This is a genomic window from Sphingomonas sp. (assembly GCF_965248875.1).
In the GTDB taxonomy this organism is placed as follows: Bacteria; Pseudomonadota; Alphaproteobacteria; order Sphingomonadales; family Sphingomonadaceae; genus Sphingomonas.
The window spans coordinates 72,745-95,203 of sequence record NZ_CBDFKR010000004.1 but is presented as its reverse complement, the minus strand read 5'-3'; the positions used below and the strand labels follow the sequence as shown (position 1 = coordinate 95,203).

Below are 22,459 nucleotides of genomic sequence, written 5' to 3'. Positions count from 1 at the left end.
GCTTCGTTACCGCCTCATGTCAGGTGCGGCTAGAAGCTGCCGCCGAGCACCAGCGCCGGCCCGGACCCCGGTCGCGCCCGGCCGCCGACGCGCCGCCGATAATCGACCGCCAGCCGAACCGTCGCGCCGCGAACCGGGAGAGTGACGCCAAGCTCGGGCCCGATATCGAACCGCGAGGCGTCGCGCTGCGCCGCGCCCCAGACACCGGCGCCCACGTCCATTGCGACCGCGTGGCGGCGTAGCAGCGCGTGCGACAGCCGTGCCGATCCGTCCGCAAACGCGCCCCGCCGATGCACCGCGCCGCCCTGCGCATAGGTTTCGAGCGTGATGCGGAGCGGTAACCGCACCGCTGCGCCGCCGATCAGCGCGACGGCGGGCTCCGCCGAGCCACTGTCGAGCGGCAGGCGCTCCTCGACCAGCAGGTGCACGGGCAGCCGGGTCGGCTGCCAATCCACCCCCACCGCCGCCTCACGCCCGTGACCGCTCAGCGGCGTGGACAGGCGCGCCGACAAAGCGATTCGCCGCGCCGCGTCGACCGCGTAGGTGACCCGCGCGCCCGCCTGCGACGCGCCGAGCTGACCGAACGCGAGACTCTCGCCGCCGCCGGGCCGGGCGACGAGCCAGGTATCGCCGCGCAGCCGCGCGGCGGCGTGGGAGGACGGCGGGGGTGGGCGTCGCCCGGGAGCCACGAACGGTGCCGGATCTCCGGACAAGGGCGCTGCCGTTGCGCCGGAGGCGGGCGTCCCGTCCTCAGATCGAGCTGAAACGCTAGCTTCGTTCGCACGCGCTGCCGTCTCGATCACCCCGATCGCGTAGCGTGGAACATGGGCTGCAGGCTTGGCATCGCCGCCCCTTGTGACCGAAGCAGCACTGTCTGCGACGGGCGGTTCGGTCGCCGCAGGGGTGAAGACTTCAGATGGTTCGGTTCCCGGTGGCGCGCGCATCGTGGCCGGAACGCCGCGGCGCAGCGCGGCCGGCCCGTCCGTGGCCGCCCCGGCGGGCCACAGCAGCGCGACGCGCGCCGCCGTCCACACGCCCAGCACCATTGCCAGAAACCGGAGCGGCCGCCCCCGTCTCACACCTCAGCCGCCGCCAGATCGGGAAAGACGTGCGCGGTCTTGTCCCAGTGCGGCGACGCCCCGCGGAGGAGGCGGCTGTACAGTAGCAGCGCTCGCGGCGCGGCGAGCAGCGTCACTGCATTGCCGACCACGAACCGCGGAACGGACCACAGCGCCTGCCGCAACCCATAGGCGCGGCCGGTGAACAGCATGCGCATGCCCAGCCGCCAGACGAGCAGCCAGGCATTGATCGTCAGCAGCCACGCGACAAGAGGCGTGATCGCCGGCGGCGGTGTGCCGCTCCGCCAATGCGCCGCCGCTCCGATCAGCCAAGCGAAGATCGACAGATAGGCGGCCGCAAGCACCAGCATCGCCAGCGGCGCGCGACGGTCGCGGAGCCGCATCCAGTGGTCGCCCAGCCCGTGCCCGCGCGACCAGCCGGTCCGGTCCCACCCGGCAAGCGCGATGCCGGTGATCCAGCGCGCCTTCTGCCGCACCGCCGCATCGAGCGTCCCGGGGAAGATCGCGCGCACTGCGACCAGCTGCCCGTCGGCGCGCTCGCGCACCCGGGCGAAACAGCCGCGCGCGCCGCTGCCGGCGAGCAGCAGGCCCAGCTCGTAATCCTCGGTCAGCGACGATGCGTCGAAAGGATCGCCGCCACGCGTCGCCGCGATCGCACGCAATCGGTCGGTCCGGATCGCGCACCCGACGCCCGCCAGCGGCAATCCGGCGCCCAGCGCCGCGCGCACGCTCAAGGCGCGGCTGTGCATCTCTGAGAACTCGTCCGCATAATGCCCGCTCAGCAGCACCGAGCCGCGAGCGACGATCGGCAGCACCGGCAGCTGCACGACGTCATGCCCGGTCAGCAGCGCGGCGAAGGTTCGCAACTCGGCGGGATGAACGACATCTTCGGCGTCGTGCAGCACCACCGCGTCGGCGGCCCAGCCGTCCGCGACCATGGCGGCCCACAACGCGTTGAGATTGTCGGCCTTGGTGGTCGGGCCGGGCCGTCGCGCCGGTGCGAGCCGGATGCGCGGATCGGCGACCGCGGTCACCGCCGCCGCGGTCGCCGCGTCGTTCGGGTAGACGCCGACATAGAAGCGCACGTCCTCGCCGGCGAAGCGGGCGGCGGCCGTACGCAGCATCGGGCCGATCACGGCCGCCTCATCCCATGCCGGCACGAACACCGCGAACCGGGTCGGCGGCGCGATCGGCAAGGTAGCCAGCGTCAGGCGGCGTCGCGGCCGGATGAGGCGAATCGCGGCGAAGCACGCGTCGACCGCCAGTTCGTCGATCCCGCCGATCAACAGCCCCACGCCCGCGAACAGCATCAGCTCGCGCGCGACCGCGTCGACGATCCCTACCGCCCCCACTCTCGTTGCCCCCGGATGCGAACCCTTGGCGCAATCATCGGACGCGGGCCGGTCCGATGCAAGGCCCTAAACCTTTCGGATTAGAGGGCAATCACGCGATCTTAACGCGCCCGCGCCTAGCGCCACCGCTCATCCTTGCGATCGGCACGCGTCCATGAACGACATCCCCCGCTTTTCGTCCTTTGATCCGGCCACGGCGGCGGCGGTGCAGGTCGCAGGCTCGATCGGCACGGTGGTGTCGATCGCGGGCTCCGCCAGCCGCGTGCTGCTCGACCGTGCGGCGGTCGTTACGGCGGGCAGCGATCCCGATCCCGCGGTCGGGTTTGCGGGGCAGGTCGGCGGTCAGATCAAGATGCGCGTCGGCGGTGCCTGGATCGTCGCCAACGTCCGTGCGCTGCGCCTCGACGAGACGAGTGGAACGGCGATCATCGCCGACATCGACTTCCTGGGCGAGGGCGACGAGGAGAAACTGACCGGCAAGCTCTACAATTTCCGCCGCGGCGTCACCCGCTATCCGCAACCGGGCGCCGAGGTGTTCCCCGTCACCACCGCTGACCTCAAACAGGTCTATGCCGCCGACGACCGCGCTCATGTCAGCATCGGCACCGTCTATCCGACCAAAGACATTCGCGCGACGCTGTACGTCGATTCTATGCTGGGCAAGCATTTCGCGCTGGTCGGGTCCACCGGCACGGGCAAGTCGACGTCGGCCGCGCTGATCCTCCACAAGATCTGCGATCTCGCGCCCGAAGGGCATATCGTGATGATCGACCCGCACGGCGAATACTCTGCCGCGTTCAAGAACAACGGCCAGATCCTGGACGTCACCAACTTGCAGATGCCCTATTGGCTGATGAACTTCGAGGAACATTGCGAAGTCTTTCTGACCACCTCGGGCTCGGAGCGGCAGATCGACGCCGATATCCTGGCCAAATGTCTGCTCGCTGCACGATGCAAAAGCCGGCTGGGGCAGGAGATCGCCAAGCTGACGGTCGACGCACCGATCCCCTACCTGCTGTCCGATCTCACCAACCTCATCGGGCTGGAGATGGGCAAGATGGACCGCGCCGGTGACACCGCGCCATACCTTCGCCTCAAAACCAAGATCGAGGAGATCAAGGCCGATCCACGCTACGGCTTCATGTTCTCAGGGATGATGGTCGCCGACACGATGGCGAACTTCCTCAGCCGCATCTTCCGGCTGCCCAGCAACGGCCGGCCGATCTCGATCGTCGACGTGTCGGGGGTGCCGTCGGACATCACCGCGGTCGTCGTCGCGGTGCTGGCGCGGACGACCTTTGACTTCGCGATCTGGAGCCGCAACGAGCCGCAGCGCCCGATCCTGCTCGTTTGCGAGGAGGCGCACCGCTACATCCCGGCGGGCAACGAGACCGCCAGCTCGGTCGGCCGCATTCTCGGGCGGATCGCCAAGGAGGGCCGCAAATACGGCGTGTCGCTGGGTCTCATCACGCAGCGGCCGTCGGATCTAGCCGAAGGGGTGCTGTCGCAGTGCGGCACGATCATCGCGATGCGGCTCAACAATGACCGCGACCAGGCGTTCGTCCGCGCCGCGATGCCGGAGGGTGCGCGCGGCTTCCTCGATTCTATCCCGGCGCTGCGCAACCGCGAATGCATCATCTGCGGCGAGGGCGTGACGATCCCGATTCGCGTCTGCTTCGACGCGCTGGCGGAGGATCGCCGCCCGGCGTCCGGCGATCCGCTCTTCTCGCAGCTGTGGCGCGATACCGGCGGTGAGGAACAGATCATCCAGCGCACGATCGCCAGGTGGCGCGCCCAAGGCAAGTAGCGGCGGGCCGAATGTCGGCGTAGAGCGTTGGGCCACGCACGCCCTCGCTCAACGGAGCCGCCCCATGCCCGACTGGTCCCGCATCGAAGCTCTGCCTAGCCCCACGCTCACCGAGCTCTTCGATCAGGACGGCGACCGGCTCAGCCGCTTCAGCCTCGACGTCGCCGGGCTGCATTTCGATTTTTCCAAGACCCATCTGACCGCCGACGCGGTGGTCGCATTTACCGCTCTGGCCGAGGAGGCGGGGCTGGCGAAGCGACGTGACGCGCTGTTCGCGGGCGAGCATGTCAACGTGACCGAAGACCGCCCCGTCACCCATACCGAGGAGCGCGGCGAGGGCGCGCCCGAGCTGGTCGCCGCCGCGAAGCGCTGCCACGAACGTGAACGCGCGCTGATCGACGCGATCGAGGGCGGGGCGATGGGCGATGTCCGCCATATCCTCCATGTCGGCATCGGCGGCTCGGCGCTGGGCCCCGACCTTTTGGTCGACGCGCTTGGGCGGGAGGAGAAGCGCTACGACGTCGCGGTCTGCTCCAATGTCGACGGGGTGCAGCTTGAGGATGCGTTCGCGCGCTTCGATCCGCACGCGACCCTGCTGGTGGTCGCGTCCAAGACCTTCACCACGACGGAGACGCTCCTGAACGCCGGCTCGGTCCTCGCCTGGATGACCGACCATGGCGTCGCGGACCCCTATGGCCGCGTCATCGCGCTTACCGCCGCGCCGGACAAGGCGGTCGAGTGGGGCGTCGACGAGACCCGCGTGCTGCCCTTCAACGAAGGCGTCGGCGGGCGCTATTCGCTGTGGTCATCGATCGGCTTCCCCGCCGCGCTCGGGCTCGGCTGGGGCGCGTTCGAGGAGCTGCTGGAGGGCGCGGCCGAGATGGACCGTCATTTCCGGCTTACCGCGCTGGAAAAGAGCGCGCCCGCGCTCGCCGCCTTTGCCGACCTTTATTACACCCAGGTCCGGCATTGCGAGACACGCGCGCCCTTCGCTTATGACGTGCGGCTGCGCCTGCTCCCGCCCTATCTCCAGCAGCTGGAGATGGAGTCGAACGGCAAGGGCACGACGCTCGACGGCAAGCCCGTCGGCCGCCCGACCGCGGCGATCACCTGGGGCGGGGTCGGCACCGACGCGCAGCATGCTGTGTTCCAGCTGCTCCACCAGGGCACCCACCTCGTCCCCGTCGAATTCATCGCGGTGATCGAGGGCGGCGATACGCTGGGCGAGGAGCATCACCGCCAGCTGCTCCTCAACGCGTTTGCGCAAGGCGCGGCGCTGATGAAGGGCAAGGCGTCCGAAGATGGCGCGCGCAACTATCCCGGCGACCGGCCGTCGAGCACGATCCTGCTCGACCAGCTGACCCCGCGCACGCTGGGCGCGCTGATCGCCTTTTACGAGCACCGCGTGTTCGTAAACGGGACGCTGCTCGGCATCAACAGCTTCGACCAGTTCGGTGTCGAGCTGGGCAAGGAAATGGCCAAGGCCGCGGCGAAGGGCGGCGGCGACTTCGACCCTTCGACGACGGACCTCATCAAGCGGGCGGGGCTAGACTGAAGCCCCACCCACGCCTATGTGTACGGTTTGCGGAGTTCATACACATGCGGACGAACATAGAGATCGATCCTGCTTTGATGGCGGAGGCCATGCAGGTCGGTGGAAAGAAGACCAAACGTGAAACCGTCGAAGAAGCGTTGCGTACCTTCGTGCGGTTGGAACGACAGCAGGGCATTCGCAAGTTACGCGGCAAGATCAACTGGATCGGCGATCTCGACGCCATGCGTCTCGATTGATCCTCGTCGATTCGGGCGTTTGGATCGACTATCTTGGCGGCAGGTCAACGCGCCAGGCTAATTGGCTCGACCAGCAGCTTGGCGTGCAGCGTGTTCTGGTCGGCGACCTGATGCTCGCCGAGGTGCTACAGGGCTGCCGGACCGATCGCGAGTTCAACAATACGCGCGCGCAGCTGCTCTCCCTCCCCTTCGTCGAGATCGCTGATCGCGAGGTGGCGATTGAAGCTGCCCGCAACTACCGTACGCTCCGCGCGATGGGGGTGACCATTCGCAAGACGATCGACACGCTGATCGCCACGCGCTGCATCGTCGATGACATTCCCCTGCTCTACAGCGACCGTGACTTCGACCCGTTCGTTGAGCATCTCGATCTGCGCTCCGCCCTTGCCGATACGGGACTGAATTGATGCCCTACGACTATGATCTCCTCGTCATCGGTGCCGGGTCCGGCGGCACCCGCGCCGCCCGCGTCGCGGCGCAGCACGGCGCGCGCGTTGCGGTGGCGGAGGAGTATCGGGTCGGCGGCACCTGCGTCATCCGCGGCTGCGTCCCCAAGAAGCTGCTCGTCTATGGCGCACATTTCGCGGAGGATCTGAAAGACGCCAAGCGCTTCGGCTGGGACGTGCCCGACGCCTGCCATTTCGACTGGCCGCGGCTGCGCGACAATGTGCTGGCCGAGGTCGACCGGCTCAACGGCGCCTATACCGACACGCTGACCAACAACGGCGTCGAGATCATCCTCCAGCGCGCGGAGGTGACCGGACCCAACACCGTCCGCCTCGCCGATGGGCAGGAGAAGACCGCCGAACGCATCCTGCTCGCCGTCGGCGCGCATCCCGCGATCCCCGATTGCCCGGGCAACGAGCACGGCATCACCTCGAACGAGGCGTTTCACCTTGACGCCATCCCCCGGCGCATCCTGATCGCGGGCGCAGGCTATATCGCCAACGAATTCGCCGGCATCTTCCACCAGTTCGGCGCGCACGTCATCGTCATGAACCGGACGCAGGAAATCCTGCGCGGCTACGAGCTGGCGCTGCGCGACCGGCTGCTCCAGATCAGCATGATGAAGGGGCTTGAGTTCCGCTTTGACGCGACGTTCGAGGGAATCGCCAAGGGGGAAGACGGCTGCCTGACGGTGCGCATGTCGAACCATGAGCCGGTGGTGGTCGACTGCGTCATGTTCGCCACCGGCCGAGTACCGAACACGCGCGGGCTGGGGCTCGATAGCGCAGGCGTCGAGCTCGACGGCAAAGGCGCAGTCGGGGTCGACGCGGACAATCGCTCCACCTGCCCGAGCATCTTCGCGGTCGGCGACGTCACCAACCGCATCCAGCTCACCCCCGTCGCGATCCGCGAGGGGCAGGCGTTCGCCGACACCTTCTACGGCGGCAAGCCGACGCGGGTGGACTACAGCTGCGTGCCGTCGGCGGTGTTCAGCCACCCGCCGATCGCGCAGGTCGGCATGACCGAGAGCGAGGCGCGCCAGAAGCTGGGCGAAGTGAAGATCTACTCGTCCGATTTCCGCCCGATGAAAAACGTGCTTGCCGGCCGCAACGAGCGCGCGCTCTACAAGATGGTCTGCGACGCGACCGACCGGGTGGTCGGCATCCACATGATCGGCCCCGACGCGCCGGAAATTCTGCAAGGCGCGGCGGTCGCGGTGAAGGCCGGGCTGACCAAGGCGCAGTTCGACGAGACCGTCGCGCTGCACCCGACTATGGCGGAGGAGCTGGTGCTGCTGCGGTAAACACGTCGGTCCGGTTGCGGCCAGGTGCCGCCGTCATCCTGCTTGCGCGGGAATGCCGGTTAAGAGAGAACGCCCCCCCCCGTTCATCGCAGGATCGAAACCATGCGCGAAGCCGCCATCGTCGCCACCGCCCGCACCGGGATCGGCAAGGCCTATCGCGGCGCGTTCAACGCAACGGAGGCGCCCGTGCTCGCGGGGCACGTCATGGCCGCGGCGGTCGAGCGGGCGGGGATCGATCCGGCACGGATCGACGACGTGTTCTGGGGCGTCGGCAACCAGTGGGGGACGCAAGGGGGGAATGCCGGACGGATGGCGATCTTCGCGGGCGGGCTGCCGCAGTCGGTGCCCGCCTTCACCCTTGATCGCAAGTGCGGCTCCGGGCTGACCGCGCTGGCGCTCGCAGCGCGCTCGATCGTCGCGGGTGACATCGACGTGGCGCTGTCCGGCGGCGCGGAGTCGATCAGCTTCACCGTCACCAAGGATGCGCCGCGCTACGTCAACAGCTCGGTGATCGCGCGTGAGCCCGCCGCCTACATCCCGATGATCGAGACTGCGGAGATCGTCGCCGAGCGCTACGGCATCAGCCGCGCGGCGCAGGACGCCTATGGCGCGCAGTCGCAGCAACGCGCCGCCGCGGGGCTGGCCGACGGCGCGTTCGCCGAAGAGATCGTGCCGATCACGGTCGAAAAGGCGCTGTTCGACAAGGCGGGCGAGCGCACCGGAACGGAGACCGTCACCGTCACGCAGGACGAGGGCATCCGCCCGGGCACCACCGCCGAGGCGCTGGCGGGGCTGAAGACGGTATGGCCCGGCGGCGACTTCTCCGGCCCCGGCGCGCACGTCACCGCGGGCAACGCCAGCCAGCTCTCCGACGGCGCGGCGGCGCAGATCGTGATGGACCGCGCCACCGCCGAAGCCGAGGGCAAGGATGTCCTCGGCGTCTATCGCGGCTTCCAGGCGGCGGGCTGCGCCCCGGACGAGATGGGCATCGGCCCGGTTTTCGCCATTCCCAAGCTGCTCGCCCGCGCCGGGCTGAGCGTCGCCGACATCGGGCTGTGGGAGCTGAACGAGGCGTTCGCGTCGCAATGCCTGTATTGCCGCGACCATCTCCGCATCGATCCCGAGAAGTACAATGTCGACGGCGGCGCGATCGCGGTCGGCCACCCCTTCGGCATGACCGGCGCGCGGCTGGTCGGCCACGCGCTGATCGCGGGGCGGAAGCGCGGCGTGCGCTGGGTGGTGGTCAGCATGTGCACCGCCGGCGGGATGGGCGCAGCGGGGTTGTTCGAGGTCGTATGACGTGAAATCCTCCCCATCGCGGGGAGGATTCAAGGAGGAACCATGGCCACTCTCATTACCGGCGCGTCCGCTGGCCTCGGCGAAGGTTTTGCCCGCGCACTCGCGGCGCAGGGCGTCGACCTGATCCTGACCGCGCGGCGGATCGACCGGCTGGAGGCGTTGCGCGCCGAGCTGGACCAGAAGCATGGCGTCGCGGTCCATATCGTCGCCGCCGACCTTGCCGACCCCGCCGCGCCGGACAAGCTGGTCGCCGACATCGCCGCCGCGGGGCTGATCGTTGATCAGCTCATCAACAATGCGGGCTTCGGCCTGCGCGGCGGCTTCGCCGACCTCGATGCCGGGCAGCAGCTCGGGATGATCGACCTCAACTGCCGTGCGCTGGTCGCGCTCAGCCGCGCCGTCCTGCCCGGCATGGTCGAGCGCCGGGGAGGCGGCATCCTCAACGTCGCCTCGACCGCCGCCTTTCAGCCGGGGCCGTGGATGGCGGTCTATTATGCGTCGAAGGCGTTCGTGCTCAGCTTCTCCGAGGCGCTGCACGAGGAGGTGAAACCGCACGGCGTCCGCGTGGCGGCGCTCTGTCCCGGGCCGACCCGGACCGAGTTCGCCGATGTAGCAGGGATGGGCGACAGCGCGCTGTTCAAGACCTTCGCCAGCGACGCCGACGCGGTGGTGCGCGACGGGTTGAAAGCACTAAAGGCGAACACGGCGGTGAAGGTGTCGGGCGCGGCCAACATGGTGATGGCAGAGAGCATCCGCCTGACCCCGCGCGGGCTGGCGCGCCGGATTGCGGGGGCTATGCAGAAGACGAAGTCGGTCGACCGCCTCTGACGGCGTGCCGATTCTTGCACCGATCAACTACCGGATGCGCCAGGGACGTTGTAAAACACACGATGCGCAAACGAAGCGCTGGTCCGCTGATGATCTGTGCGGCTGCGATGTGCCTGACAGCAGGCTGCGGGGCCGAGACGCAGACCACCGTCGTCGACAACACCGTGGTGACTGACATGGCCGACAGCATCGCGGGGCCGCAGCCGGTGGCGAGTACTCACGCTGCGCCGTCGTCGCCACGGCAGGTCGAAAGGCTGGCGGCGCATAGGGTGTCACCCGGCCGCCCTGGTCCGCGGCACAACGGCAGCTAATCGCCATCTGGCGCGACGACATGGCAGCGTGCGATCCGGCGGGGGAGGCGGACGCGGCCGCTGCCTGTGATCGCCTCGCCCGCACCCAGCGACGCCTGCGGGGCGCCGGGATCTGCACCATCAACGTGCCCGATACCGACGTCGAAGACGTCCACCCATGTTGAAGCCGGCCGCTCACCTGGCGTGAAGTCGACCTCGGGTCAGGCCGCCAGTCGCAGCGATGGCGCGGCGCGCGTGCCGAGGGTGCGGAAGACCAGCGTCAGCAGGAGCGGGCCCTCGGCGACGGGCGGCTGGACGAGCGCGAAGCCGGCGGGCTCGGCGCGCCACAGTCCGTCGCCCGCGTCGGTCATCGCGTCGAACAGCGGCTTGACCGGATCGCGCCGCGCGGGCGGCTCGCCCTCGCCCGTCAGCCGCTCGATCGTCACCTCCTCCACCTCGATCCAAGGCGCCAGCGCGCCCAGCTGTACCGCGACGGTCGGACGGCTGGCGCCGATCGGCACCTGCAGCCGGTAGAAGCCGTCGCAGGTCGGCCAGGCGGTGACCGGCTGGACGAGCTGCTCGGTGGCGGTGACCATCATCACGCCCACCGCGATCCCGCCGACCTCGAAGTCGGTCAAGCGCAGGTCCAGCCCGAAGCGGTGCGCGGCGAAGCTCGCCAGGCTGAGCGGCAGGCCGTGGCGGTGCAGGTCGCCGGCCAGGAACATATGCGCCCGGTCGTTGGTGAAGGACAGGCCGCGCCGCCGCAGCGCGCGGCCGCTTGCATCGACGTCGATCAGCGCCTCTGCATTGTGGCTGCCCAGATTGGCGTCGAAGCCGAACTGCGCGAACAGCGACACCTCCGTGGCCGACGGCAGGAAGAACAGTCGCGCCAGCGCCGCGGCGGCGGCCCGCTCACGCGCCTCGGGCGTGTCGGCCGCGGCCGGGCGCAGCACCGCGCGGCCGGCATCGCGGGCAAAGGCGAGCGCACCTTCCTGGGCGCGGTCGCGCACTGTGCTGTGCGCCGCCTTGGCACCAACGTCCTCGCGCACCGGCGCGCCGGTGGCGTCGAAGCCGATGCACGATCCCTGGGCAAGGTTGCACAGCTGCTCGATCGCCACCACCGCAGTTGAGAGACCATGGAGCGCGCGATTGTCGAAGCGGCGGACATCGATCATCCCCCGTTTGTCGAGCCCCGACGCCTGCGTCTCGCGCAGGAACAGGTAGCGGCCGCCCACCTCCAGCCCCATCCGCGCGGTCAAGATCGGCGCGACAATGTTCTGGACCGTGCCGTTGAAGCCGATATCGACCAGCATCACCGCATCGCCGCGGGTGATGCCCGCGCGCGCCAGATGGGCGATCAGCCGGTCGCCGAACGCGCGGCACCGGGCGATGATCTTGGCGCGGACCGCAGGCTTGGCGACCAGCGCCGCCAGCGCGCCCGCCGCGGCGGCATGGGGGGTGCGCCGGACGATCGACGCGACCTCTTGCTCATAGAGCATCAGGTGGCGCGCCAACACCGCGACCGGCAGCTTGTCGAGCCATTCACCCAGATACCGGTCGAGCGACGCGTCATCGTGGATGCTCGCCCGCCCGGCGACGAAGCGGCTGATCTCCACCGTCGCCGCGCCCGCGCCGGGGTAGAGCGCATCGAAGACGCGGAAGGGCAGCCAGCCGTCGCGCATCACGAACAGCGGCCGGACGCGGCGGCCGGCCTGCGCCGCGGCCGTTTCCAGCTCGTCGTGGAGCCAGTCGGCGAAGCTGCGCATCACCGGGCCCAGGACGTCATGGCCGAGCACGAAGGCGGGGTCGTCGTCGCGGCGCAGCGCGACCGCCGGACGGTGCGGCTGGTGCACCGGGTACGACGCGCGCGCGGCGGGATCGATCATCACCGCCGCGCTCGCTTCGTGCCGCAGGCGGCGTTCGGTCGCGCGGTCGAACTGGACGAAATGAGCGGCATGGAGGCCATGCGCGGCGGCCGAATCATGATCGGCGCGGCGATTGTCGCCGACGTGGAGCACGCGGTCGGCGGCGACGTCCAGCACCTCCAGCACCCGGTCGAACAGCCCGTCATTCTTGCCGATGCCGTGTGCGCCCGAGACGAAGACCCGGTCGATCATGGCGAGCACCTCGGCCCCCGCCGCGGCGGCGATGTGGACGCGCAGTTCGGCCTCGGTCAGGTACATGTCGCTGACGATCACCACCGTCAGCCCGCGTCGCTTCGCCGCCGTGATCAGGTCGACGGCGGGGCGGAAGGCAAAGCCGTGCCGGGCCTCGAGCGCCAGCTCCGCGGCGGCATGCGCGCGTACCGTCGCATCGTCCGCCTGCGGCATCATCGCGGCATAGATGTCGGCGAGCCCCACCTCCAGCGCGCCGTGCCGGTTGTGTGCGACGCGCCGCGCCAGCTGCTCGCCCCATTGCCGCGGCTCGATACCGCCGCCGGGCAGATCGAGCGCGGCGAAAACGTCATGGGGCGCGTGGGTCGTGCGCCAGATCAGCGTGTCGAAACAGTCGAGGCTGAGGACCTCGATCCCCGCGGGCGCCCGATCGAGCAGCGCCGCCATTTCCCACCCGCGCACCGTCAGCTGCATGTCCCGCTCCCATCGGCGGCGAGCTATCGGTCAAGATGGTTAGCGGCAGGTTAACCCTGTGCCGCCTGACCTGTACGCCCAAGCTGTATCGGCCGAACTTCAGGCCAACTTCAGGGCTGGAGCGACGCGATCGCGCGATCGCGCGACCGGAACTTCAGGCGAACCTCAGGGCCGGAGCACCATCATGCCACGGTCGACGACGCGACGGCGATCGTCACGGGGGGCATAGGCCGGAACACCGCCTGTAGGAGAGTATGGCCGTCAGTCGGCAAAGAGCAGCACCGGCGTTTCGAGCAGCTGCTTGAGCGCCTGCACGTATGACGCCGCGTCCCAGCCGTCGACGACGCGGTGATCGCAGCTGATCGAGATGTTCATCAGCTTGGCGCGGACCACCTCGTCACCCCGGAAGACGGGGCGCTCGACGATCTTGTTGGGGCCGATGATCGCCACCTCGGGCCGATTGATGACCGGCGTGGTGGCGATGCCGCCCAGCGAGCCCAGGCTGGTGACGGTGATGGTGCCGCCGCCCAGCTCCTGCGGCGTCAGCTTGTTGGCGCGCGCGGCGTCGGCGAGGCGCGCGATCTCGGTCGCCAGCTGCCAGACGTTCCTGTCCTGCGCGTCGCGGATAACGGGGACGGTGAGCCCGGCGTCCGTCTGCGTCGCCATGCCGAGATGCACGCGGCCGCTCCGCGTCACCACGCCCCCTCCTTCTGCGGTGTCGTCGTAGCGGGCGTTGAGCATCGGGAAGTCGGGCAGCGTGCGGCAGATCGCAACGATCAGGAGCGGCAGCAGCGTCAGCTTGGGGCGGCCGCCGCGGTTCGCGTTGAGCGCGGCGCGGGCCGCCTCCAGCTCGGTCACGTCGCACTCGTCGACATAGGTGAAGTGCGGGATGGCGCGCTTCGACGCGGCCATGTTCTCGGCAATGCGGCGGCGCATGCCGATGACGCGGACCTGCTCGTCGGCGCGCGCGCGGCTGGCGTGGGGGGCGTGATAGCCCTGGCCGCTGCCGTAGCGCAGGTACGCGTCTAGGTCGGCATGGCGAATGCGGTCGCCTTCGCTGACCTTCACCGCCGCCAGGTCGACGCCGAGTTCCCTAGCGCGCTGCCGCACCGCGGGCGACGCGAGGACCTTCTGCTCCTCCCCGGAACGGGGAGGGGGACCATCCGCAGGCTGGTGGCGGGGGCCCGCCTCGGGGATTGTCGTTTGGGGCGCGGCCACCTCCACCACCGAGCTGCGCTCGGCGGTCCCCTTCCCCATTCCGGGGATGAGCTTATTGTTGAGCACTTCCTCGACGCCTGGATTCTCGGCCTCGTACTGGCTCTCGGGCAACTCCACCTCTGGCTGGTCGCCGGGTGCGCCGCTCGTGGTTTGCGCAGCACGCTCCGGCCGCGCCGTCTCGTCCATCGGCCGCGCGCCACCGGCGTCGGCCGCTTCCTCGGCGTCCGTCTCGATCACCACCAGCGCCGCGCCGATCGCGACCTGATCGCCGACCGCGCCGGCCAGCTCGACCACCGTCCCCGCGACGGGCGACTCCATCTCGACCGTCGCCTTGTCGGTCATCATGTCGGCGATGTTCTGGTCCTCCTCGACGCGATCACCGATCGCGACATGCCAGGCGACGATCTCGGCCTCGGCGATGCCTTCGCCGATGTCGGGCAGCTTGAAGGTGAAGCGGGCCATGTCCTCAGGCGTCCTTCATGATCTTCTTGAGCGCCTCGCCGATGCGGACGGGGCCGGGAAAATAGGCCCATTCCAGGCTGTGCGGATAGGGCGTGTCGAAGCCGGTGACGCGCTCGACCGGCGCTTCGAGGTGGTAGAAGCAGCGTTCGGTGACGAGCGCCGACAGCTCCGCACCGAAGCCGCCGGTCCGCGTCGCCTCGTGGACGATCATGCAGCGGCCGGTCTTGCGCACCGACGCCTCGATCGCCTCGATGTCGAGCGGCACCAGCGTGCGCAGGTCGACGATCTCGGCATCGACGCCCATGTCAGCCACCGTCGCGGCGACCACATGGACCATGGTGCCATAGCAGAGGATCGTCACCGCCTCGCCCGCCCGCACCACATTGGCGCGGCCAAGCTCGATCTTGTAATAGCCGGTCGGCACCGCGCCCGCGGGATGCGCCGACCAGTTCTTCGCCGGGCGGTCCCAATGGCCGTCGAACGGGCCGTTGTAGATGCGCTTGGGCTCGAAGAAGAGGACGGGATCATTGTCCTCGATCGCCGCGATCAGCAGCCCCTTGGCATCGTACGGCGTCGCCGGAATGACCGTCTTGATGCCGGACACGTGCGTGAAGATGCCCTCCGGACTTTGCGAGTGCGTCTGCCCGCCGAAGATGCCGCCGCCAAAGGGCGAGCGGACGGTGATCGGCGCGGTGAACTCGCCCGCCGAGCGGTAGCGCAGCCGCGCGGCCTCCGACACGAGCTGGTCAAGCGCGGGGTAGATGTAGTCGGCGAACTGAATCTCGGGCACTGGCCGCAGGCCATAGGCGCCCATCCCGATCGCGACGCCGATAATGCCGATTTCGGTGATCGGGGTGTCGAACACGCGCGTCTTGCCGAACTTGGCCTGCAGCCCGGCGGTGGCGCGGAAGACGCCGCCGAAATAGCCGACGTCCTCGCCCATCACGAGCACGTCCGCGTCGCGCGCCATCGTCACGTCGAGCGCCGAGTTGATCGCCTGGATCATGTTCATGCGGGCGGTGGCGGGGGCCTCCCCCGCAACGTCAGTCACTTCCGCGCCCATGGCCGTCCGCTCGCCTGTTCTTCCGCCATCATCTGCGCCTGTTGCTCCCGCAGATGCCAAGGCATCTCCTCGAACACGCCGTCGAACAGCGTGTCGAGCGGCTGGTGGAGGCCGTGGCCGAGGATGCCGTTCTTCTCGGCCTCCTTCTGATCGGCCCGAACCTGTTCGGCCAACTCCCTGTCCTGCGCGGCGTGACGTTCCTCGTCCCACTCGCCCAACGCGATCAGGTGGTCCTTGAGCCGCCGGATCGGGTCGCCGAGCGGCCAGGCGTTGGGCTCGCCAGCCGAGCGGTATTGTGTTGGATCGTCCGACGTGGAGTGCCCCTCGGCACGATAGGTGAAGTGCTCGATCAGCGTCGGCCCCTGGTTGGTCCGCGCCCGCTCCGCCGCCCAGGCAGTCGCAGCATAGACCGCCAGCGCGTCGTTGCCGTCGACGCGCAAGCCGGCGATGCCATAGCCGACCGCACGCGCCGCAAAGGTGGTCGCCTCCGCGCCCGCGAAGCCCGAGAAGCTGCTGATCGCCCACTGGTTGTTGACGACGTTGAGGATTACCGGCGCGCGATAGACGCTGGCGAACGTGCAGGCGGAGTGGAAATCGCCCTCGGCCGTCGATCCCTCGCCACACCACACCGCGGCGATCCGCGTGTCGCCCTTTGCCGCGGACGCCATCGCCCAGCCGACCGCCTGCGGGAACTGCGTCGCGAGGTTGCCAGAGATCGAGAAGAAGCCGTGGTCCTTCGCCGAATACATGATCGGCAGCTGCTTGCCCTGCAGCTTGTCGCCTTTGTTGGAGTAGATCTGGTTCATCATCTCGACCAGCGGATAGCCGCGCGCGATCAGCAGCCCCTGCTGGCGATAGGACGGGAAGCACATGTCGTCGGGGTCGAGCGCGAAGGCCTGGGGCACCGCCACCGCCTCCTCGCCCGTCGCCTTCATGTAGAAGCTGGTCTTGCCCTGGCGCTGGGCGCGGAACATCCGCTCGTCGAACGCGCGCAGCAGCGCCATCGCGCGCAGCATCCGGCGGAGCTGGTCGGGCGACAGCTTCGGGTCCCACGGGCCCACCGCGTGCGCCTCCTCGTCGAGCACGCGCACCAGCGTGTAGACGAGATCGGTGAAATCACGGGCGGGGGCGGCGGTGTCGGGGCGGCGGACGCTGCCGGCGGCGGGCACCTCCACCTCGGTGAAGTCGACCGCATCGCCTGGCCGGAACTTGGGCTCGGGCACATGCAGGCTCAACTTGGGCAGGTTCGGGCGCGACTGGACGTCCGCCATCGGCACTCCTCTCGACAGACGCAACGCCTGCGCGGCTCCTTCGGCTCCGCGCAAGATTATTTCAAGCGGCGTTGAAACTCTCGAGCGCCGCCCGCGCGATCGGCTCGCCCCATTCCTGCACGAAATGGCCGCCGCCCGCGATGATCATCGGCTCGGGACAACCGCGGATGACCTTGCGCAACGCCTGCATGGCGGGCGGCCCCAGCACCGGGTCGGCGTCGCCGATCGCCATGAAGCTCTTGCCCGTCCAGCGCCCGGACCAGAACCCCATCGCCTCGCGCGACACCGCCGCGCCGTCCATCTCTGGCGTCACCGGCACCAGGGCGGGGAAGACCCGCGCGCCCGCCTTGTAGGTCGCGTCGGGATAGGGCGCGTCATAGGCCGCCTTCTCCGCAGGCGTTATCTGCGGCGTCCCGCGTGCGATAATGTCGCCGACCGGCAGGTCGTGGGTCGACAGCGCATAGGTCTTCCACGCCTCGAACCCCGGCCCCGGCGAAACCCCGACGGCAAGCGCGGTGTTCATCACGATCAGCCGTTCCAGCCGCGCCGCGAAACCGGGGTCGACCGGCAGCGTCAGCCCGAGCAGCCCGCCCCAGTCCTGCACCACCAGCGTGATCCGTCGCAGGTCGAGCCGCTCGACCAGCGCGAGGAGATAGGCGCGGTGCCAGGCGAAGCTGTAGTCCGCCTCGCGCACCGGCTTGTCCGACCTGCCAAATCCGAACAGGTCGGGCGCGACGACCCGCGCGCCGGCCTTCAGAAAAACGGGGATCATCTTGCGATAGAGGAAGGACCAGCTCGGCTCGCCGTGCAGACAGAGGAAGGTGCGCTGCGTCTCCGCAGGGCCGGCATCGACATAGGCGCCGCGCAAGCCTTCGTACCCGGGCAGGTCGTCGACATAGCGGACGGGAAAGTCAAAATCCGGCACCGCGGCGAACCGCTCGTCCGGGGTGCGCAGCGCCTCGATCATGCCGCTTCTCCCTTGCCCACCACCTGCTCGCCCACCACCTGTTCAATCGCGCCGAAGATCGAGTGGTGCTTGTCGTCCTCTGCCCAGATGCGCACCGTGTCGCCGTGCTTCAGGAAGGGGGTCACCGGCTTGCCGGTCGCGATCGTTTCGACGGTGCGGACCTCCGCCAGGCAGGAATAGCCGACGCCGCCCTCGCTGATCGGCTTGCCCGGGCCGCCGCCGGCGTCGCGGTTGCTGACCGTGCCCGAGCCGACGATCGTCCCCGCGCCGAGCCGGCGTGTCTTCGCGGCGTGCGCGACCAGCGTGCCGAAATCGAACGTCATGTCTTCGCCCGCGTCGGCGCGGCCGAACGGCGCACCGTTGAGATCGACCATCAGCGTGCGGTGGAGCTTGCCGTCGTGCCACCAGTCGCCGAGCGCATCGGGCGTCACGAACACGGGGCTGAACGCGCTGGCGGGCTTTGACTGGAAGAAGCCGAAGCCCTTGCCCAGCTCACCGGGGATGAGGTTGCGCAAGGAGACGTCGTTGGTCAGGCCGACCAGCAGGATGGCCGCCAGCGCCTCCTCACGCGCGGCGCCTAGCGGCACGTCGCCGGTGACCACCACCACTTCCGCCTCCAGGTCGCAGCCCCAGCTCTCGTCGGCGAGGGGAATGAGATCGCGGGGCCCAAGAAAGCCGTCCGACCCTCCCTGATACATCAACGGATCATGCCAGAAGCTGTCGGGCATCTCCGCCGCGCGCGCCTGCCGCACCAGCGCCACATGGTTCACGTAAGCCGAGCCGTCCGCCCATTGGTAGGCGCGCGGCAGCGGCGAGGCGGCGTCGTGCTCGTGGAAGCGTTTCAGCGGGATCGCCTGGTTACGCACATCGGTCGCCAGCACCTGCAGGTCGGGCAGCATCCGGTCCCAGCCGTCGAGCGCCGCCTGCAACGTCGGCGCGATATGCGTGGCGTCGGCATACCAGGCGAGGTCATCCGACACGACGACGAGCCGCCCGTCGCGGCCCTGCTTGAGGCTGGCCAGTTTCATGCGCGCTCTCCTTGGGCGGCAAGCCTTACCCGAACCACCCCTCCCTGCAAGGTTAGGGCCGGGGAGGGTTCGGGGGCGGATGCACGGCCCGCCGGATCGCCACGCGCGACACCATAACTTTTGTTCTGTTCGCTTGACGAAGGGCGGTCGGACCCGGCACCACGCGTCGCAAAGGAGATTGACATGCTGACGCTCGACGAAATCGCCGGCCGCTTTGCCTACACCCCCGACCACGAGGCGTTCCGCCAGACCGTGCGGTCGTTCCTGCAAAAGGAGGGCGTGCCGCACGTTAACGACTGGGAACAGAGCCGGCTGGTGCCCAAGGATTTCTGGCGCAAGGCGGGGGAGATCGGGATGCTTTGCCCGACCGTGCCGGAGGCCTATGGCGGACTGGGGCTCGACTTCGGCTATAACGCGATCGTCGACGAGGAGATGAGTTATAACGGCGTGCCGGCCGGCTTCTCGCTCCAGTCGGACATCGTCTGCGACTATATCGCGCACTACGGCTCGGAGGAGCAGAAGCAGGAATGGCTGCCGCGCCTCGTCTCCGGCGAGACGATCACCGCGATCGCAATGACCGAGCCGGGCACCGGCAGCGACCTTCAGGCGATACGGACGACCGCGAAGAAGGACGGCAATCACTACGTCGTCAACGGCTCCAAGACCTACATCACGAATGGCCAGAACGCCGATCTGGTGCTGGTCGTCGCCAAGACCGATTCCGACGCCAAGCCGGCCTACAAGGGCATGTCGATCATCCTGGTCGAAGCGGACCGCGACGGCTTCCGGCGCGGCCGCAAGCTGGACAAGATCGGGCAGGACGCCGCCGACACGTCCGAGCTGTTCTTCGACGACGTCCGCGTGCCGATCACCAACTGCCTGGGCGAGGAGGGCAAGGGTTTCATCTATCTGATGAGCCAGCTGCCGCAGGAGCGGCTGTCGATCGCGGTGGGGGTGCATGCCAGCGCGCAGCGGGCGTTCGATGACACGGTCGAGTTCGTGCGGACGCGCAAGGCGTTCGCCGGCATGGTGATCGACTTCCAGAATACCCGCTTCGTGCTGGCGGACCTCAAGGCCAAGCTGCAGGTCGGCTGGGCGCATCTGGACTGGGCGATCGCCCGGCACCTGAAGGGCGAGCTGACCAACGAGGAGGGCGCGGCGGCGAAGCTGTGGCACACCGAGCTGCAATGGGAGGTGATGGACAAGTGCCTCCAGCTCCACGGCGGCGCGGGATACATGAATGAATACCCGATCGCGCGGATGTGGCGCGGGGCGCGGGTGAGCCGGATCTACGGGGGGACGAGTGAGATCATGAAGGAGGTCATCGGGCGAAAGCTGTAAGCTGCTTCCGTCATGCCGGGCTCAACCCGGCATTGAACTGCCGCGTGCCCCGCTACGTCATCTTTGCGGCACGTTTGTCCCAGGCTCAAGGCCGAGGTGACGAGGAGACCGGGGAACCGAACCCTTGCTACCGCTCGTCTTCTGGCCGCCGCTCGTCCCTGGCCGGGGGGGGCGGCGGGTCGTCGCGGCGGCGGTCGTCCTTGCCCAGCGTGACGCCGTCGCGGCCGATATGGACGTCGAGGCCCAGTCCTTCCAGCGTGCCCGTGATATTGAGCGCGCCGGCGCTGTCATTGCCGGTCGCCTCCGTGTCGTCCGTCGCCGCCGCAGCGGCATGCTGCGCCGCGCGGGTCTGGACCCCAAGCGCCTGCGCCATGAAGCTGCCCCACAGCCGCGCCGGCACGCCGCCGCCGTGCAGCCCCGGATTGGGGGTGTTGTCGTCGTTGCCGACCCAGACGCCCACCACGAGGTCGCGCGCCCAGCCGATGAACAGCGCGTCGCGCCCGTCCTGCGTCGTCCCCGTCTTGCCCCAGGCGGGCACCGATAGCGCCGCCTCGACCCCGGTGCCGCGGTTGAGCGACGAATCGAGCAGCGCCTTCATCCCGCTTTCGACGTCGGCAGGGATGGTCGAGGGACGCGCCGTGAACTGCTCCAGCCAGCCCCGCTCGCGCGCCGCCGTCACCCCATGCGGATGGACCGGATATTCGCCGCTCGCAACCGCGGCATAGGCGGCCGTCAACTCCAGCAGCGACACCTGCGAGGTGCCGAGGCTGATCGTCGCCTCGTTAGCGATCGGGGTCGAGATGCCGAGGTCGCGTGCCGCCCGGATCACCGAGCGCACGCCGACCTGCTGCGTCAGCCGCGCCGCGCAGACGTTGCAGCTGCGCGCAAAGGCGCGGCGCAGGTTGATCGGGCCGAGATAGCGGTTGTCGTCATTGTGCGGCCGCCACCCCGCCCAGTCGAGCGGGCTGTCGTCGACCGTCGAATCGGGGGTCATGCCGCTGCGCAGCGCCGCCAGATAGACGAACAGCTTGAACGCAGAGCCCGGCTGGCGCCGCGCCTGCGTCGCGCGGTTGAAGGTGGAGGCGCGGTAATCCTTGCCGCCCACCATAGCGACAACGCGGCCGTCGGGATGCATCGCCACCAGCGCGACCTGCGCCTGGCGGAGCCCCGAACGGCGCACGGCCGCCTCCGCCAGCCGCTGCAGCCGCCGGTCGAGCGTGGTGCGGACCTGCACGTCGCCGCCGAACGCGCCTTCATGCTCGCCGGAGACCTCGCGCGCCTCGGGCAGCACCCAATCCGCGAAATAGGTGCCCGTCGGCAGCGCGTCGGGGCGGGCGGGAAGAACACGCTGCGGCTGCACCGCCGCCGCCTGATCCGGGGTGATGAACCCCGCCTCCGCCATCGCCGCGACCACCACCACCTGCCGCCGCCGCGCGCCGTCCAGGTTCGACGTGGGCGCGAGCCGCGACGGCGCCTTGACCAGCCCCGCCAGCATCGCCGCCTGGCCGATGCTGAGCTGCTGCGGCGTCCGTCCGAAATAATGCTGCGCGGCCGCGGTCAGGCCATAGACGTTGTCACCGAAATAGACGTTCGACAGATAGCGCGACAGGATCTCGTTCTTCGAAAGCCGCGCCTCCAGCCAAAAGGCGATCATCACCTCGCGCAGTTTGCGCCCGACGGTGCGATCGCTGTCGAGAAAGGCGTTCTTCGCCAGCTGCTGCGTGATCGTGCTGGCACCCTGGTTGCGCTCGTCGGTGGTGGCGTTGTGGAACAGCGCACGCGCGATGCCGCGCGGGTCGACGCCCCAGTGCGAATAGAAGCGCCGGTCCTCGATCGCGACAAAGGCGTCGGTGACGTGCCTGGGCAGCGTCGCCGCATCGACCCGCGCGCCGATGATCGCGCCTCGCCGGGCGATCGGATTGCCGTCGGCATCGGTGATCGTGATCGACGGCGGCGCCGGCGGCTGCAGCGAGCGCGACAGGGGCGCGGTGATCGCCAGCCAGACGATCGCCACCACCAGCAGGAGTATTCCTGCGGCCACCCCCCGCACAAGCCACCGCAGCCAGCGATGGCGCCGCGACACCGGCCGATCGACGGCGGGGTAGAGCGTATCGTCCTCGCCATCGGTCGCCCACAGCCGCTCGGGCGCCGCGGGCACGGCATCAATGACCCGGTCATAGGCGTGGCGCACGCGAGCAGCGGGCGGAAGGCGATCATAAGGGGCCATGTTGGGGTGCGTGGGATCGCTCCGGCGGTCGGTGACTACGTGTGCTATCGTTCTAATACAGCCGGCAACTCGGCAAGCAAATAGGGACCGGTGCCGCG

At 69.1% G+C, this 22,459-nt stretch carries 18 protein-coding genes; 9 read left to right on the top strand and 9 right to left on the bottom strand.

All coding sequences use genetic code 11. From position 1 onward, the window contains the following. Positions 1 to 29: 29 nt before the first annotated feature. Together ACP2AD_RS02960 and ACP2AD_RS02955 are read right to left on the bottom strand one after the other, a co-directional pair. Positions 30 to 689, bottom strand: coding sequence for a hypothetical protein (locus tag ACP2AD_RS02960; RefSeq protein ID WP_425228592.1), 660 nt, complete (start codon positions 687 to 689; stop codon positions 30 to 32). Positions 690 to 1,075: 386 nt separating this feature from the next. Continuing rightward, the gene (locus ACP2AD_RS02955) at positions 1,076 to 2,431 is read right to left on the bottom strand and encodes a glycosyl transferase family protein (RefSeq protein WP_425228591.1); all 1,356 of its coding nucleotides are present in this window, start codon (positions 2,429 to 2,431) and stop codon (positions 1,076 to 1,078) included. Between the two features lie 154 nt (positions 2,432 to 2,585). On the opposite strand from ACP2AD_RS02955, the gene ACP2AD_RS02950 reads away from it, so the two are divergent. The 8 genes from ACP2AD_RS02950 to ACP2AD_RS02915 all read left to right on the top strand — a co-directional run bounded on the left by ACP2AD_RS02950 (position 2,586) and on the right by ACP2AD_RS02915 (position 10,217). After that, a complete protein-coding gene (locus ACP2AD_RS02950; protein WP_425228590.1) occupies positions 2,586 to 4,238 on the top strand; it encodes an ATP-binding protein in 1,653 nt (550 codons plus the stop codon). A 64-nt stretch (positions 4,239 to 4,302) separates the two neighbouring features. Next, positions 4,303 to 5,793, top strand: a complete 1,491-nt coding sequence (gene pgi / locus ACP2AD_RS02945) for a glucose-6-phosphate isomerase (protein ID WP_425228589.1) — start codon at positions 4,303 to 4,305, stop codon at positions 5,791 to 5,793. Positions 5,794 to 5,837: 44 nt separating this feature from the next. Next, positions 5,838 to 6,029 carry a type II toxin-antitoxin system VapB family antitoxin gene (locus ACP2AD_RS02940; RefSeq protein WP_425228588.1) on the top strand — a complete coding sequence of 64 codons (192 nt, stop codon included), beginning with the start codon at positions 5,838 to 5,840 and terminating at the stop codon, positions 6,027 to 6,029. After that, the gene (gene vapC, locus ACP2AD_RS02935) at positions 6,026 to 6,436 is read left to right on the top strand and encodes a type II toxin-antitoxin system VapC family toxin (protein ID WP_425228587.1); all 411 of its coding nucleotides are present in this window, start codon (positions 6,026 to 6,028) and stop codon (positions 6,434 to 6,436) included. Before ACP2AD_RS02940 ends, vapC begins: the two co-directional genes overlap by 4 nt. Next, a complete protein-coding gene (gene gorA / locus ACP2AD_RS02930; RefSeq protein ID WP_425228586.1) occupies positions 6,433 to 7,779 on the top strand; it encodes a glutathione-disulfide reductase in 1,347 nt (448 codons plus the stop codon). The genes vapC and gorA overlap by 4 nt, the downstream gene beginning before the upstream one ends. A 102-nt stretch (positions 7,780 to 7,881) precedes the next feature. Further along, positions 7,882 to 9,078, top strand: coding sequence for an acetyl-CoA C-acyltransferase (locus ACP2AD_RS02925; protein ID WP_425228585.1), 1,197 nt, complete (start codon positions 7,882 to 7,884; stop codon positions 9,076 to 9,078). 42 nt (positions 9,079 to 9,120) lie between these two features. Next, positions 9,121 to 9,906: an SDR family NAD(P)-dependent oxidoreductase gene (locus tag ACP2AD_RS02920; protein WP_425228584.1), complete on the top strand. Its 786-nt coding sequence runs from the start codon at positions 9,121 to 9,123 to the stop codon at positions 9,904 to 9,906. A gap of 89 nt (positions 9,907 to 9,995) precedes the next feature. Then, on the top strand, positions 9,996 to 10,217 hold the full coding sequence (locus ACP2AD_RS02915) for a hypothetical protein (protein ID WP_425228583.1): 222 nt from the start codon (positions 9,996 to 9,998) through the stop codon (positions 10,215 to 10,217). Positions 10,218 to 10,417: 200 nt separating this feature from the next. On the opposite strand, the gene ACP2AD_RS02910 is transcribed toward ACP2AD_RS02915, so the two are convergent. The 6 genes from ACP2AD_RS02910 to ACP2AD_RS02885 form a co-directional block, all read right to left on the bottom strand. Further along, a complete protein-coding gene (locus tag ACP2AD_RS02910) occupies positions 10,418 to 12,784 on the bottom strand; it encodes an HAD family hydrolase (protein ID WP_425228582.1) in 2,367 nt (788 codons plus the stop codon). Positions 12,785 to 13,045: 261 nt separating this feature from the next. After that, entirely contained in the window at positions 13,046 to 14,464 is a 1,419-nt protein-coding gene (locus tag ACP2AD_RS02905) for a dihydrolipoamide acetyltransferase family protein (RefSeq protein ID WP_425228581.1), read from the bottom strand. A gap of 4 nt (positions 14,465 to 14,468) precedes the next feature. After that, positions 14,469 to 15,476: an alpha-ketoacid dehydrogenase subunit beta gene (locus tag ACP2AD_RS02900; RefSeq protein ID WP_425228742.1), complete on the bottom strand. Its 1,008-nt coding sequence runs from the start codon at positions 15,474 to 15,476 to the stop codon at positions 14,469 to 14,471. Positions 15,477 to 15,511: 35 nt separating this feature from the next. Beyond that, positions 15,512 to 16,798: a 3-methyl-2-oxobutanoate dehydrogenase (2-methylpropanoyl-transferring) subunit alpha gene (locus ACP2AD_RS02895; RefSeq protein ID WP_425228580.1), complete on the bottom strand. Its 1,287-nt coding sequence runs from the start codon at positions 16,796 to 16,798 to the stop codon at positions 15,512 to 15,514. 61 nt (positions 16,799 to 16,859) lie between these two features. Beyond that, complete coding sequence (locus tag ACP2AD_RS02890) at positions 16,860 to 17,765, bottom strand: haloalkane dehalogenase (RefSeq protein WP_425228579.1); 906 nt, start codon at positions 17,763 to 17,765, stop codon at positions 16,860 to 16,862. After that, positions 17,762 to 18,793, bottom strand: coding sequence for a fumarylacetoacetate hydrolase family protein (locus tag ACP2AD_RS02885; RefSeq protein ID WP_425228578.1), 1,032 nt, complete (start codon positions 18,791 to 18,793; stop codon positions 17,762 to 17,764). Before ACP2AD_RS02885 ends, ACP2AD_RS02890 begins: the two co-directional genes overlap by 4 nt. A 186-nt stretch (positions 18,794 to 18,979) precedes the next feature. On the opposite strand from ACP2AD_RS02885, the gene ACP2AD_RS02880 reads away from it, so the two are divergent. Beyond that, positions 18,980 to 20,134: an acyl-CoA dehydrogenase family protein gene (locus tag ACP2AD_RS02880; protein WP_425228741.1), complete on the top strand. Its 1,155-nt coding sequence runs from the start codon at positions 18,980 to 18,982 to the stop codon at positions 20,132 to 20,134. 127 nt (positions 20,135 to 20,261) lie between these two features. Here the strand turns inward: ACP2AD_RS02880 and ACP2AD_RS02875 are convergent, their stop codons facing one another. Further along, positions 20,262 to 22,361, bottom strand: a complete 2,100-nt coding sequence (locus ACP2AD_RS02875; RefSeq protein ID WP_425228577.1) for a transglycosylase domain-containing protein — start codon at positions 22,359 to 22,361, stop codon at positions 20,262 to 20,264. Positions 22,362 to 22,459 lie beyond the last annotated feature (98 nt).